The following is a 15,037-nucleotide window of genomic DNA, read 5'->3' on the forward strand; positions in this document are numbered from 1 at the left end:
AGAAAATTAAATTTTTAATAATCTATGCACTTTATAAACTTATGAAGCACATAAATTCAAGAACAATCACACTTATACTTTTTCAAGCACAAGCAAACTGTTATCATCACCCCATCCTACACAATCAAAAAGAGCTACCAAGCGGAATGCACTCCCTTTGAAACCACAACGCAAACCTTCGATCTCAATATTTGGATTAGCTTTAAACCTACGAGTTAGATAGTCTGCTATCCCATGTTTATCATTCAATGGAATTTCCTTTGGAAAGTGTATAGCAATGAAAGCACCTACAGAAATTTCGCTAGCTATATTTCGAATTCCTGACGACCAGAATTTTACAAAATCACTAGGAGCTGGATTTTCCAGAAATATGATATGACTAGCATCTATAGTTAGCTTTTCAGATATCTCATTAATTGATGTAATTTCGCCAGATACCACCGGATAGGTTGCATTAGGTTTATATTTTTTTATTATTTCTTTTTTATATGCTTTCTGCTCTTTATTGGCTGCATTAACATTCAAATGGGTAACCGATGTCTCAAATCCTGCCAGATCAAACCTTCCATCATAAATAAATAATTTTTGAGATTTAAAACCCATGCTTTTCTTAAAAAGATCAACGCCATTTTTTTTTGAATTGCTAACATACAAATAATTTAGATACTTCACTTCTGGATTATTTTTAATCAAACAGTTTACAGCGCAATACAAATTGTAATTCATCACGCCTTTGCCTAGGTGATCACTATGACAAAGAATATGATTTACCTCGGCCAACTGGCCAAAAACAAATATAGTTATATAAGAGACTAGTTGTTCACCCAAAAAAATCCCTATAAATAATTCATCATGATGCCTACAAGAAACCTTACTTCTGTCAATAACAAACTTTGGAGGGTTAGTATAAAAATACTCTGGAATACTCCTACCTTGTCGCATTGGGTCAGAAGTTCTTACTTCATAAATACCTTGTCCAACATCCGATGGATCAACATCTTTATAATAATAACCAAACCGCCTTGCTTTAGAGATCATATTTCTTGATTTATCGCCTATCTCATACATCCATTCAGAAATATCTTTTGGTATCTTTAATAATGCAGGTTGACCTCTATGTAATATGGCTGGAAAAGACTCCTCCGCACTTTGCAGCATTATGCTATCCCGCCCCAAATGTTCACCCCAGCGTGACGCAAAACCATCCATTGAGTTAAACCATTTATTGAAGTGAATACAACAATCCGCACTACATCCATATTTCAATAAATTTGCATTAATCGCTATAAATTCATCAGGTGCCATCACTAGAACTTGCTTCTTATCTATCAAAGATACTAACTGTACTTTAATATTTACATATTGATTATATTTTGATTTCAGTTCTTTTATATAAACAGGCTCTTTGGTACAAAAAGGGACAAGCCATATTTCTTTAACGGCAGATGATATTTGAAAATTTACACAAACATGACCATTAATAATATTCTGTTTTATATATTTGTAATATCCATAATTTGATGGTAAAAAACCAAGATTTTTTGCTTCTTCATGGTTAAGTTCGCCACCTCTAATTACCAACAATAGATTTGAACCAAGAGTTGAATCAGACCAAGTACAGTCAAAGCTAATATCCAACTCACAATTTCTTTGAACCTCTAATGAGAATAGCATTTTACCTTCATTAGGAATTTTGGTAAGCCATGGAAAATCAAAATTCATTTTGCATCTCGCTTTATTGGCAAGCATTATTAATGTTTTGCAATGAGCATCAATTCTTTTGAAATAATGTACTTCTTCTCACTTTGACTCGTAACTCGTTTAAAAGCCTTATTTGACATAGCCGAAAATAATCCTGGATCAGCATGAAGATCAACAATTCCATTTGCCAAACCTGTAGCATCTTCACCTGCTGCAAGTACTCCACAACTATCATCTACAAACTCCGGAATTGCTGCTACCGCATTGGTCACAGGCACCAACCCGGAGGCCATTGCTTCATCACGAGAAACCCCTTGCGTATCGGTGCGGGAAGGGACCAAAAATATGCCATATTCTTTGTGCAGATCGGCAATTTCAGTCTGGCTCAAAAAACGACGCTCAATGATGACATTTGAGAACTCCCGCAAAGGAGCCAGGGTTTCTTCAAACAGTTTGCCATCCCCAATCAGCCTAAACTCCAGCTCATTAAAAAAGGGCTGCTTGGCCAGTTGCAAGATGGCGGCTACGCTCAAATCATTGGCATATATCTTTGAAGCATAAGGTCGAATGGAAAGAATTTTCTTACGTTGTTCTACCGGCTTTGGCAGGTACGAAAATAGATCGGTATCTATTGGGTTATGAATGATGGTGTAGTGGTCTTCAGGTATACAAAGGCCCAGGTCTTTAAAGACTGTCTCAGCAAGATATTTTGATACGAATACCAGTTTCACATTCTCAGGGAAGGGTTGCAGCATTTCGCGCCAAAAGGCCATCCGCAGTTCACTCTCCCGAGCCCGTTTATTGCGATTCTGCTCACTCTCAAAATTAAAGTCGCGACGATGCCAAGGCTGAATCTCCGCACCATGTAGCCAGATAGTTTTCTTGATATGGGGGAATTCTTTCAGTACCTGCCACATGTCTGGCGACAGAAAATGCACCAGGATATTGCGATATTTGCCCGTCGCCAGCTGCATGCGTAACGCTTGCTGGTTGCCGGTTACTACATCTATATTCTGAAATTCGTGATAGCTGACTGAGTCATCCGGGCGCAAGCGGAAGACATCCACCTGCACACCATGCTCGGCATAGGCTTTCACCCTGCTATGGACAAAACCGTTACGGTACAGGTCTTCATAGCTTGGGTAATGATTGGTCAGTAGCAGGGTATTGCTTCGCCCCAGCAGCCTTGCAGGCGCCTGTTTGCGATGCCCCCACAGCAGGTTTCTGACCGTTGCCACTCCGCTGCCATAGACTCGCCAGCCAAAACGTACATATGCAGTGCCATCTGCTAGTTTTGCGGCATGGTTGCGATTGGCCGTATGTATACTATGGCCAAGCTTCTTCTTGTCAGCATCCAGGCACAGGAACACATATTGGATATTCAAACCGGGGGTAGTATCAAGAAAGGTCTCCAGTGTACCTACAGCCGGCAACTGTTTGACTGGTATATCCTCACGCGCATAGACATACTCATGCTTACCATCCGGTAAGTTAGACTCTATTATTAGTCCGCTTGCTTCCAGTCTAAAAGACAGGTGAGGATGGTTAGATAGTGTGCATAATGCATGAAGTTTGCTGGCACTCCATTTGGGCAGACGGGCTTCATCAAATTCAGCCGGGGCAATCTGCTCTGCCGCCTGCAAGATTTCAACAATGCTCAGCCCCTGATCCAAAGGTAAATCATCTACCCGGTCTGTCACGCTTTCCAGCATGCTTGCTTGCTGCCCATCGCGACAATAATTGAAAGGGTCGATCGCCAACCCGAGGGTATCCCAGTTACCCTGTCCAGCCTGAGCGAGCCAATCTGGCAGCGGTGTATCCAGCATTTGCTGTGTTGCTCGCACCAGACTTCCTCGGCGGGGAATCTTCACCCCGTGCTGATAGGTCTGACCTTCGCCTTCCAGCGTGATGCCGGATGCCTGTAAGCAGTACTGTGCGGCCTTGCCAATAACATCTGCTTTGGCATAGCAAGTAGCAATGGCAAGATCAAGCAGATAGTTCTTGCCGTAGTAATCTGCGGCGCTAAGTGGCGCCAGCCATTGATCTGCATCAGCAACATCGCCAAGATTAAGTTGGCTTGCATCCGTGGCGCTAAGCACTCGGACTTGACCTTCATCCTGCCCGTCAGGCAACTCAACCGATAAATCAATGGAAGTGACCAAGAGAAGTTGTCGTTTCGGGTAGGTCTGTCGCTTGAAGTTATCCAAAATACACTGGTACTGTACAAGCGAATTAACTTCTGCAAGTGCTAGTAATTGCGGGCAGTCATCTGACGGGCGGCTGCCCAGCGCAATACCTGCAATATAGGCCAACCGATGCCGGTAGGTGTGCTCAAGCATGACCTTACGTAAACCAGCCAAACGGAATTTTTGCTCTGCCTCCCCGTCCATGGCCTGCAACTGCTTGATGATTTCTTTACCACTATCACTACATACAACCAAATCCCCAAACAGGGTGCGTACACCCCGCGAGAAATTGCTCACTGTAACCGTGTTGGAACCTAGCAGCTCGTAAACACGGCGAGCAAACATGGTCTGCGACTGCTTGATCGAATTAAGATTAATTGCGTAGCGGTAGCCTTTGTAGGCCTTGTCAATTTCATTGAATGGCAGTGTGCCTACAATAAATGGCTGATACTCGGCAGGGAATTGATAATTAACATCGTCTTTTCCGAAGTTCCGGTCATATATCTCCAGCGGCTTGAACCCGGGGAACTCTTTAATATAGTTTTCCAGATCTCTGGTGCGTTCTGGATAACGGACATAGTAAGCACCAGCAAAGCTGAACGCATCCTTGCGCGAATAGCACTCAATCGGATTATGTGTTTCTGGCTGGCAAGCAAATGGAAGCAGATAAACACGCTCGTGTCCCAACGCAGCCTTGTAGCGGGCGATACAGTCGATATCGGTAGTAAACACATAATCAAACTGCTGCGCAGTTGTCAGGAAGGTTTCAAAATGAATGGGGTCTTCTTTGTTCCAAAAGACAGTTGGTATACTGCGTTGCTTACACCACAGCAGGGCAGACCGAAGCTCCTCGCTTAACGTACCAATTTTACGATCCCAGGCATTATCCTTGCCGCGCCATGCAGACTCGATAAACAGTAAATCCGGGTTAAATGCCTCCAGCTCTCTGATAACATGATCAGGGCTAAGCTGAAACAGATTACATTCAGGGTTATAGCTATGGAAGGTAAATTCGTCCATAACGCATGCAACCTTCATCTCTTTCAGCGGCATGCTTTGGCAATCCCGGCGGCCTAGCGCTGACAGTCTAAGCTCACAGATTTGAATATTCGCATTAAAGAATTTCTGACCAATTTTTTCAGACAGTTGCCGATAAAGGTGCAGGGCACGGCGATAATTTCCAGCCGAATACTCTGCCGCCGCCAGGTTTACCATGGATTTTTTTTGAGACACAATGTTTTCCCTGGCGACTAGGCAAGCAGACCAACAACATCCAGCAACCGGGCTTGCTTGCCAATCTGCACTTTCGCCTCGGTAAACTCTTTATGCTTTACCAACACGCAGACAATATCTGCCGTTGCCAGCACAGCATCTAGCGTAAGCAGCTTAATGTTTGGCATTTCTAAGGCAGCAGGCAAGGTGTCGATATTGGGCTCAACAGCGAGAACTTGGCTGCCAAGCAGGCCAAGTTCTCGGGTAATGTCTACAGCCGGGCTCTCTCGTAAATCATCAATATCCGGCTTGAATGCCAGACCCAGACATGCAACTTTTATATCGCCCTTGGTCATGCCCGGTTTTTGTTTCAATACATCGGCAATTTCTGTCTTTATCTTTTCTATGACCCATTCTGGTTTTCCGTCATTTACCTCACGGGCAGTACGGATAATGTGTGCCTGTTCTGGCGTTGTCTCTACGATAAACCATGGGTCAACTGCAATGCAGTGGCCACCAACGCCGGCACCTGGTTGAAGGATATTGACACGCGGGTGGCGGTTAGCAAGCTGGATAAGCTCCCATACATTGATACCCAGTTTGTCGCATATCAGTGATAGTTCATTGGCAAAGGCAATGTTCACATCACGGAAGCTGTTTTCTGTGAGCTTGCACATTTCTGCGGTTCGGGCATTGGTTGGCACCAGTGCCCCTTCTACAAATATCTTGTACAGCGCCGTCGCCTTGCTTGTGGCAGCCTGGGTCATGCCACCAATCACCCGGTCATTGCTCACAAGCTCGTGCACCACACGCCCTGGCAATACACGCTCCGGACAATAAGCAATCTGGATATCTGCCTCCTCACCTGCTTGCTGGGGGAAGCTAAGGTCGCTTCGGGCTGCTGCCAGCCAAGCGGCTAACTTTTCTGTGGCCCCTACTGGAGAGGTGGATTCCAGAATCACCAAATTCCCTTTTTGCAATACTGGTGCAATGGCCAAGGCAGCTGCCTCTATATAGCGCAAGTCAGCTTTATGACCATCCATGAAGGGGGTTGGCACGGCAATCAAAAAAGCATCTGCAGGTTCTGGCTGAGTAGTTGCTCTCAAATATCCTTCGGTAACTGCGGCGTGTACCAGCATGTCTAGCTCTGGTTCTACAATATGAATCTTGCCCCGGTTGATGGTATCAACGGCATGCTGGTTAATGTCTACTCCAATTACGTGTTTCTTTCTGGAGGCAAACAGGGTTGCTGTGGGCAGGCCGATATAACCAAGGCCGATCATAGAGATAGTATTGAACATCGCATTTTTCTCAAAAATGATTATCTAGACGTGTAAGTGTTGGTGCGGCAATAAACTTGGGCCAGGCCAGCTGTCCTGATCATTCAGGCAGCAACGGTAAATGACTTCAGGGCTTCTCTGATACGTGTCGCAGCCAGACCATCACCATACGGGTTGTGGGCCCGTGACATTTGCTGATAGGCATCCTGGTTATCCAGCAAATGGCATGCCTCGCGGATAATCGTGTCTGCGCATGTCCCCACCAGTTTGACAGTACCTGCCTCTACCGCCTCTGGGCGCTCAGTGGTATCACGCATTACCAATACCGGCTTGCCCAGAGACGGTGCTTCTTCCTGGACACCACCAGAATCTGTAATCACCAGCCGGCTGCGCTGCATCAGATAGACAAAGGGTACATAGTCTAGTGGTTCTATAAGGTGCATGCCCGGTACATCGGCCAACAGCCGTTGTACGGGCTGCTGGACATTCGGGTTAAGATGTACCGGAAACACAACCTGTACATCTCCTCTCCCTGCAATTTCTCGCAAGGCCACGCAGATATTCTCAAAACCACTCCCAAAATTCTCGCGCCTGTGGCCCGTTACCAGAATGACGCTCTTGTCAGGCCGAAGAAAGTCAAACCGTGCAGCCAGAGCTGCATTGACCTTTGCATCACTTTTGACGCATTCTGCAACCTCCAGTAAGGAATCAATCACCGTATTACCGGTCACATGAATGCTGTCGCCGTCCACCCCTTCTTTCAGCAAATTCGCATGCGCCTGCGGTGTAGGGGCAAAATGGATATCCGCCACGGCACCGGCTATGCAGCGGTTCATTTCTTCTGGCCATGGCGAGTATTTGTTGTGGGTGCGTAACCCGGCTTCTACATGGGCTACAGGTATCTTGGCGTAGTAGGCAGACAAACTGGCAGCCAGTGTGGTGGTAGTATCACCATGCACCAAGATAATGTCCGGCATCCATTGCTGATAGATAGTGCGCATACCCAGCAGCACATTACAGGTAATATCACTCAGGTCTTGCCCAGGTTTCATCAGGTTAAGGTCGTAGTCCGGGGTAATAGAAAATATCTCCAGCACCTGGTCCAGCATCTGTCTGTGCTGGGCCGTGACACAAACCTTGATTTCAAAAAAAGCATCTGCAGCCAGCGCCTTGATCACAGGCGCCATCTTGATAGCTTCCGGCCGTGTCCCAAATACGGCCAATACCTTTAGTTTTTTGGGGGTCATTTTATTTCTCTGCTTTTCCAAAGTTTAATCTGAGCAAACATGCCTTTTTTTCCAGGTTATTGAATTCGATTTTCTCGTATTTAATGTTTTTCTCATCCAATAACCCTATCCATCGCATGACAATTTCCTGCTCTTCCTTACGCAGGTAGTCATCCATCAGGAAGGCCACCTCATCCTTGCCATTACATGCATCCAGTACCTGTTGCATAGCAGGGTAGCGTGCATGTTTACCAGTGGTAGACGGTGGACCATCTACAATCACCAGGATTTTGCAGGCATTACCCCCCATCTCTTGGCGATACTGTCGAATGGCCTCGCTACAGGCATAATAGGAGAATTGCTCACCATTACTGGCCTGCCAAGCTTGTAGCGGCGCCAGAGCCACCGTGGCATAGGTCTCAAGACCTGATTGCGTGATTAGTTTGCTTGTTTTGCCGGCATATTCTTCCAGATGGTCAAAGGTCAACAAGGTCACTGGTTTGCTATCCGGTCGTCGCGCTGCACGCTCTAATGCCTTGGCAACAATCAGGGAAGAAGTGCCTGATCCGAATTCAATAATGCCGTCATAACCATTTTGTTCAATCAAATTAATCAGCAGCACGCCAAAGTCAGGGCTGATTGGCCATTTGTGCATGTCAGGCAAAATAGTGTCATCACCCAGATAGTGCTGCAGCCGGATACAGGCTTCTAGTTGTCGCATGGAGTTTTCGACGCTGCGCTTATTGGCGTCTTCCAGCTTGTTGATTTTCTCTTCGAAATAGGCAATCAGTTCTTCGTTATTCTGCTCTTTGAGTGTGAACACCGTTTTTTGCAAATCAATATGGCCTTCGCCTGCCAGACGAATGCCTATTGCCATAGCCTCAAGATTGGGCAGCGTGCGAAAAGCAAGACGGAAACGTCCATTATTGACAGTGATATTGTGAGATTCTGCTCTTTTTCCCCCTGCATACTGAAATGACCAGACAACAGGTTTAGAACTTCCCTGCTGCTCAATCACACCGCTCAATATATAGGCTGTATCAGGGTTCAGTATCAGTTGAGGTTCAGCAGGCGGCTTTTCAAAATTGCCACCTTCATTGCTAACCATATACAGTGGCGCATTATTTTCTGTCTTGTACTCAAGCAGCATGGACTGCGCCATCACCCATTCCGGTTTATTGCTATTAAAACCCAGCGATGTCGATGGGACATTCTCCCGTCTGAATGTCACACGCATACAATAGCTGCATGCTGCAGTTTTTTGGCGGGTATTTTGCACGCTATAGCCCTCTGGCACGCCAACAGGTTCTGCGAGCAGGGAATCTACGCCAGCATTTATTTGCAACAACTGTTCATTCTGCCGGGCCTTGGTCAACAAACGGATATCCGTTCCAGGTGTGCCTACGCCTAGAGAAGACTCAAAATGCTTGAGCATGCGTATTTGTTGGCCACTCAGTGCTGATGCTCGCCCAAGACTGTTATGCACCCCCGCAATCAATATACGTGCCAGACTGGCCTTGCTAGCCCCCCAACGGGTAGCTAATCGCAGTAATTGTTGGGCCTCGTGCACATTGCCACTCTGTAAGTGCCCAGCCGCCACAAACAAAGCAAGCGTTGCCCTGTCTGGATGATGCTGAATAATTTCAAACGGTATGTCGGTCAGAGTGCCCCAATCACCAAACTGCCACTGGCTACGTGCCCGCTCAATCAGGTGCTCATCAAAGGGCATGAGCATTTGCGTGGTATCTTCTACCATCGCCAACGCTTCACCAGAAGTTGCTTGCACTTCTTGCTCCTTGTTACCCATCACGGTCATAGCCCTTCATCCTTGAGGACCATCACTTTTATCAGGTCAAGCTGAGCCTCTGCCCGTACCAACTCTTCATGCATTTGCTGCTGACGTACTGTCAGTTCGGTTTTTTCTAGCTGCCGTTGTTGCAATTGCGCTTCAAGATCACTGACCCGTCGGCTACATTCCAACAGCTGTTTGGCCTGTTCCTCATCTCGAAGCGCCAGCCTGGTTTGGTCTTTTTCAAGCAAAATCTTTGCTTGTTGCAATGCTTCAATCACACCCCGCTGATGTGTAACAAGCTTCTCATGCTCGGCTTGTACTGCGACCAGTGTGTGCTGACCTGCAGCGACTTGTTCTGTCAGCACGTCCTTATCCTGTTCCAGCAAAGTCTTCGCTTGTTGCAATGCTTCTAAGACATTGCGATGCTGCGCTACAAATGCCACATGCTCGGTTTGTGCGGCAACCAGTGCACTCTGACTTTTCTCCAGTTGCGTTTCTTGATCCGTTATCTTCAGTTCTGCATTGGCCAGTTGTTGTGCCAGCGCCTTTCTCTCCTGCTCCAGTTCCTGAATAATCAGGTTTTGTTTTTCGGCTTGGGCCAATAACTGCATCTTTTCCTGCTCAGCAGTAGCCATTTGCTGGAAATGGCTCTCTACAACCTCTTGCAGCTGATGTACTTGCTCTAATAACAGACTGTTTTCTTCACGTTGTCGGGTAGTCTGTAACTGTAGCTCGGCCATTTCCCGCTCCAGCATCAATCCCGTCTGACCAAGGGCCAAAATCTGGTTCTGATATTCAGCAAGCTGTGATTGTTGTTGCTGCAGAAGGCTTTCCCGATCAGTGGCGCTTTGCTCCAGCTGAGTCTTCTCCTGTTGCAAACGATCCATATCGCGTTTAGAGTTAACCAGCTGTTGTGCTTGCTCCTCGCACTGCCGAGTTAGCTGTTTGATGCTAGCATCTATCTCAGCCCGTTTTTCTGCATAGCCGATTTGCTGCTTTGCCTCTAGCTTTCGCTTGTACTCAGCCTCGTGCCGCAACTGCCGAATCTGTTTGGATTCGGATTCACTAATTTGTATACCTGCCGGCAGCGCATCCAGCATCGCCTCTGCCTCGTCCAGCACCCCTGCTTCATGCAAGCGTAAGACCAGCCACTTTTGCCGATATGGCTTAGGGTCCAGTGCAAAAGCCCGACGCGATGCTTCTGCTGCATGATGGGTATCTTTGTCCATCAGACTACGTGCCAAAGCTGTGTAGGCATTCGCCTGAATATGCGGAGTAACCGCTGCATTCTCAAGCAAAGCTTCTACTGCGCTCATACCTTGTGTCTGCCAGGCAGCTAGCACCTTGTCAAAATTTTTGCCTCCAAGTGCTGACGGCGGTGCTTTTCGATAATCCCGCCATGTACGCCACAATTTGACTGGTAACTCCCACAGGCTGGCTGGGCGATCTACACTCTGGATTAACAGTTGCCCCAGCTTGCTATCCAGGGAGCCAGTATTGCTCAGTTGACGCAGTTGTACCTCTGCCCCCAGTCTTGCCTTCAAACGTGCATTTTCTGCAAGGGCCTCTGGCAACTCATCATCCACCCATAGCAAGCGTTGGCCAGCCACACCTTCTCCTGTGTGGCGATTATTCTCCAAATGCAGCCGTTCCAGCTCTTCCTGCACCAGATGCAGCTGTTCAATCAGCATTTTGTTTTCGTCTTCCAAGGCCAGAGACCGGGCATCTGTGGATACTGATTCTGTCTTGTTAAAATGTTCAATTATTTGCATGCGAGGTCTCAGGATGTCATCAATCGAGGTGATCCAGCACAATACCTTCCAGTAGCTTGAGTGTGCCCGCAAACATGCAAGCAAGAATCAAGGTAGCAAGAATGTTATAGAGCCGGCGTGGTTCAAGCGGAAAATCCGGCAGACTAGGCGCTTGTAATACGGAGACTTTGTCTAACATGCGTGCAGCATCAAAGCGCCCCTTTTCCAGCGCAGCCAGTGACGATTTATAAACATCCAGCTTAAAACCTGCATCCATCTGCAAACGCTGAAATTCTTCCATGGATACATTGAGTGTGTTACCAGACGGATTTGCCAAGCGGGCTTTTTCCTTGGCAATCTGACTGTCCACAGAGTTCAGTGCTTGCTTGAGCATCACCAGATTAGGATGATCTGCATCCAATGATTTTGGCAAGGAAGCCAGTTGTGTTTGCAGTTGTGCGCGCTGGCTCTCTAGCCCGGAAATAATGCTGCTAATACTCTCTGCAGTAGCCTGTGGTGACAGCAAGCCCTTCTTGTTTTGGTAGTCCACCAACAATTGGGTTGCTTGCTGGGAACGTTGCTGTGCCACTTGTACCTGGTTGACCAGATAACTCACCTGGGTCTCGGCCATCTCATGACCGAGCTGATTCATATAGCGCTCACCTTCAGCCACCAAGGTGGCAGCAATTGCGCGTGCAGTTTGTGCATCATAGGCTTGCACCTTGATGCGTAGCACCCCGACAAACTCGTCGTAGTCTACGCTTACCCGTTTTTCAAAATAGCGCTGAAACAACTCCATTGGGGTATCTTCATGCCATAGCCTGGAAAATATATCGTGTCGGCTATCACTATAATGACGACGTAACTTCAGTTTATTATCCAGTTTCCTGAGCATATCGCCTGATAGCAGATACTCCCTTAACAGCAGCTGATCCGGCCGGCTAGCCGAGGAAACGCCCGAAATCAGTAAAGGCAAATCCACACTTTGCTGAGTCAAAGAGTCAGTCTTCCGTATAATCAGGCTCGCACTCGATTCATAACGGTCTGACGCCATAAACAGCCAATACACGCAAGTAAATACTGTCAGCACAAATAACAGCTTAATCATGATGCTGAATATTTTTATTGATATCAAATCACCGAAAATACGATTAAATAGCTTTTCCATACCCGTCTGTTTCTTGTTATTGCTAGAATTAGTTTGGCCCATCATTTTGGCAATGTGTCCTTGTAGGCTTTTAGCGCATCCTCGATATCATCGAACCAATGGGCTTTACCGTTATCAATCCATACGCCAGCCTGGCAAAAATCCCTGAGTGTTCCTTCGTCATGCGCGACCATAATCAAACCAGCCCGAGAGGTCGTTGTTTTGAATGCTTCTGCCGCTTTCTTTCTGAATGCAGCATCACCTGCAGCAGTGACTTCATCTGAAATATAAACATCAAAGTCAAACGCCAAAGACAAACCGAACTGTAAGCGAGAACGCATGCCTGAGGAGTAAGTACTGATCGGCTCATCGAAAGCTTCGCCTAACTCTGAAAAATCTTGGATAAACGCCAGTCGGTCGGCTAAGTTGGCTTGATGTCCATGCACGCGGCACACAAATTTGGCATTTTGACGGCCAGTTAGGGTCCCTTCCAGTCCGCCTTGACCCATTGGCCAAGAAACCTTGCAGCGGCGTTCAATACTGCCTTTGGTAGGGTGGTCAGCACCGCCAATCATTCGTAGTAACGTGGACTTGCCTGCACCATTCTTGCCGATCAGTCCAACACTTAGGTTTTGTGGTATCGTGAAGTTAACACCTTGCAGCACCCATTTACCTGCTCCGTGTTCTGTTTTGTAACGTTTGTGTACGTCATTGACGATAATCATTGCGTCACCAGCTTCAAGTCAAAACGCCGATACAGCATCAGGCCCAGCATGATGCTGACCAGAGCCCAAAGATACAAATAACTCATGCTGGCGCCAGGCGCCATATGGTAGTACTGCGAATACCCCTGTCTCACCAGTTCAAGACCGTTTGCAATTGGATTAAGCAATAACCAATCTCGATATGGTAGCGGCACAGACCCCATCGGCATAATGACACCGGAAATCAGGTATAGCGGCATCATCAATATCTTGAGGATATGCTCGGTTTCCGGTACCAGCGCCATCAAAACCGATGACACAAGTCCATAGCCCAATCCAAACAGCCAGAGTCCCAGCAAGGCAATACCGGTCTGAATCAAATCGTCTGGGATCACGTCATGCCCAAGAAACGCGGCTGTCAGCAAAATGATGGCAGAAACGAGTACCATCAAAAAACCTTCCAGACCGCCACGCACTATAGCGGTATCAAATGGCCGCACTTGCCGGTAGGCAAACATTGGACTGTTACAATCTACTGCATACATCACCTGGATACCGGTACGACGAAACAGGAAAAATGCCAACATGCCAACGATAATCCATACAGCGGTATCTGCTCCGGCAATCTTATGCAACCGGACCACGGTAAATAGTGCAGTGATAAAGCCAATGTGCATAACCGGCTCCATCAGCAACCAAAACCAGGCCGCCCGCATGTCAAACAGACGGTCCAATGCTTCTCGCAAGAAAATGGCACGCCAGACATCAAACGTAATCGCCAGCGGATTTCTTGTTTTAGTCATAACGGTACTCGGTAAGATATTGCCTTGAAAACATCATGCAACTCACTTGAATGCCTGGTTAAGTGTCACGCTTGGCATGGTCACCGAAAGAACCATGGTTAGAAACTTCTGGAACTCGGCTGCTGGGGAATTGGCAACATAAATAACGTCATGGTTCTGGACGGGGAAATTCTGGGTTACGAAAAAGGATGATGGATCTCGCAGATCAACTTGATAAACAATAGGAACCATGCCATTGACTATGGAGCCAGATGCTGGCTCACTGGCAACCAGTTTCGGATCTTCAAACCGAAAAATAAATACACCTCTTGCATCTGCCCGGGTATCGTTTAACCCGCCCGAGCGGGCTAGCGCCTGTGCTAGCGAGATGCCTTGGGCTTCAAAAGGAATTTCATCGTTCTTTCCGGTGGCGCCAAGCACTGAAAAGCTTAAAGGCTGAAAGAGTGCCGTCACCACGTCTCCGGGCTTGAGCATGATATTTTGTTTGGGATCACGAATGATGGAATCCAGTGCCATCGTAGAAGTAACATCACCACGTGATAACTGAATGGCCGTACGGTTAATCGGCTGTTTGACACCACCAGCCAGTGCCAGCGCATCAATCAGGCGCTCACCTCTGGGCGTCAGCCCCAAGACTACGCTTGAGTTGACATCACCTACAACAGTGACATTTGAAGTGTTGTTCTTGGCTACCCGCACAAGGACTTGGGGCCGATTGGCCTTGCCGTACAGGCGCTTGGTTATCTCTTCACCAATTTGATCGGTTGTACGTCCCTTCACCAACACTTTGCCAGCAAAGGGTATACTGATCGTTCCTTCAGTGGAAACCATCTGATCTGGCAGGCTAACGGCCTGTGACGTTGATGCCACAGCCTTGCCATCTAGCGATACTCCGCTAAACAACATGGGAGGCTGGGCCTCCCAGATAGACACTTCAATAATATCGCCTGGGCCTATTAGGTAGTTATTTGATGTCTTGCTTGGAAAAACATCAGAAAATCGCCCCAGTTGTTTGGCCGTCGCCAGTTTTTTGGCCAAAGCATCATCAACATCAATTAGTTTGACACCATCTATGCGCTTAGCATCTCGTTTGGTCTGCACTTGCTCCCTGCTGGGGCCACTTGAAGATACCCAACCAGGGTATGTGGCACATCCACTCATCAAGCAAGCAACTACAACACTAACCAATAAGGCTGGCCGATGAAAACATGGATTAATTTTATTCATCATTTATG

At 47.1% G+C, this 15,037-nt stretch carries 10 protein-coding genes; all 10 read right to left on the reverse strand.

What is annotated here, in order from left to right:
* Window positions 1-72: 72 nt before the first annotated feature.
* Window positions 73-1,722, reverse strand: a complete 1,650-nt coding sequence (locus F552_RS0116965) for a hypothetical protein (RefSeq protein WP_156802358.1) — start codon at window positions 1,720-1,722, stop codon at window positions 73-75.
* 29 nt (window positions 1,723-1,751) lie between these two features.
* Window positions 1,752-5,120, reverse strand: coding sequence for a glycosyltransferase family protein (locus tag F552_RS19725; protein ID WP_051078339.1), 3,369 nt, complete (start codon window positions 5,118-5,120; stop codon window positions 1,752-1,754).
* A 17-nt stretch (window positions 5,121-5,137) separates the two neighbouring features.
* Window positions 5,138-6,400, reverse strand: a complete 1,263-nt coding sequence (wecC, locus tag F552_RS0116975) for a UDP-N-acetyl-D-mannosamine dehydrogenase (protein WP_018152970.1) — start codon at window positions 6,398-6,400, stop codon at window positions 5,138-5,140.
* An 83-nt stretch (window positions 6,401-6,483) separates the two neighbouring features.
* Window positions 6,484-7,626: a non-hydrolyzing UDP-N-acetylglucosamine 2-epimerase gene (gene wecB / locus F552_RS0116980; protein ID WP_018152971.1), complete on the reverse strand. Its 1,143-nt coding sequence runs from the start codon at window positions 7,624-7,626 to the stop codon at window positions 6,484-6,486.
* A 1-nt stretch (window position 7,627) separates the two neighbouring features.
* On the reverse strand, window positions 7,628-9,421 hold the full coding sequence (locus F552_RS20220) for an O-methyltransferase (RefSeq protein ID WP_018152972.1): 1,794 nt from the start codon (window positions 9,419-9,421) through the stop codon (window positions 7,628-7,630).
* Window positions 9,418-11,064 (reverse strand): coiled-coil domain-containing protein, encoded by a 1,647-nt coding sequence (locus F552_RS0116990; protein WP_169333614.1) that lies wholly within the window; start codon window positions 11,062-11,064, stop codon window positions 9,418-9,420. The genes F552_RS20220 and F552_RS0116990 overlap by 4 nt, the downstream gene beginning before the upstream one ends.
* 124 nt (window positions 11,065-11,188) lie before the next feature.
* Window positions 11,189-12,316 (reverse strand): KpsE/RkpR family capsule polysaccharide export protein, encoded by a 1,128-nt coding sequence (locus F552_RS0116995; protein ID WP_018152974.1) that lies wholly within the window; start codon window positions 12,314-12,316, stop codon window positions 11,189-11,191.
* 41 nt (window positions 12,317-12,357) lie between these two features.
* Window positions 12,358-13,020, reverse strand: a complete 663-nt coding sequence (locus tag F552_RS0117000; protein WP_018152975.1) for an ABC transporter ATP-binding protein — start codon at window positions 13,018-13,020, stop codon at window positions 12,358-12,360.
* Window positions 13,017-13,802 carry an ABC transporter permease gene (locus F552_RS0117005; RefSeq protein WP_018152976.1) on the reverse strand — a complete coding sequence of 262 codons (786 nt, stop codon included), beginning with the start codon at window positions 13,800-13,802 and terminating at the stop codon, window positions 13,017-13,019. Before F552_RS0117005 ends, F552_RS0117000 begins: the two co-directional genes overlap by 4 nt.
* A 42-nt stretch (window positions 13,803-13,844) precedes the next feature.
* On the reverse strand, window positions 13,845-15,032 hold the full coding sequence (locus F552_RS0117010; protein WP_211208307.1) for a polysaccharide biosynthesis/export family protein: 1,188 nt from the start codon (window positions 15,030-15,032) through the stop codon (window positions 13,845-13,847).
* Window positions 15,033-15,037: the final 5 nt, after the last annotated feature.

This window comes from Leeia oryzae DSM 17879, assembly GCF_000376945.1.
GTDB classification, from domain to species: Bacteria; Pseudomonadota; Gammaproteobacteria; order Burkholderiales; family Leeiaceae; genus Leeia; species Leeia oryzae.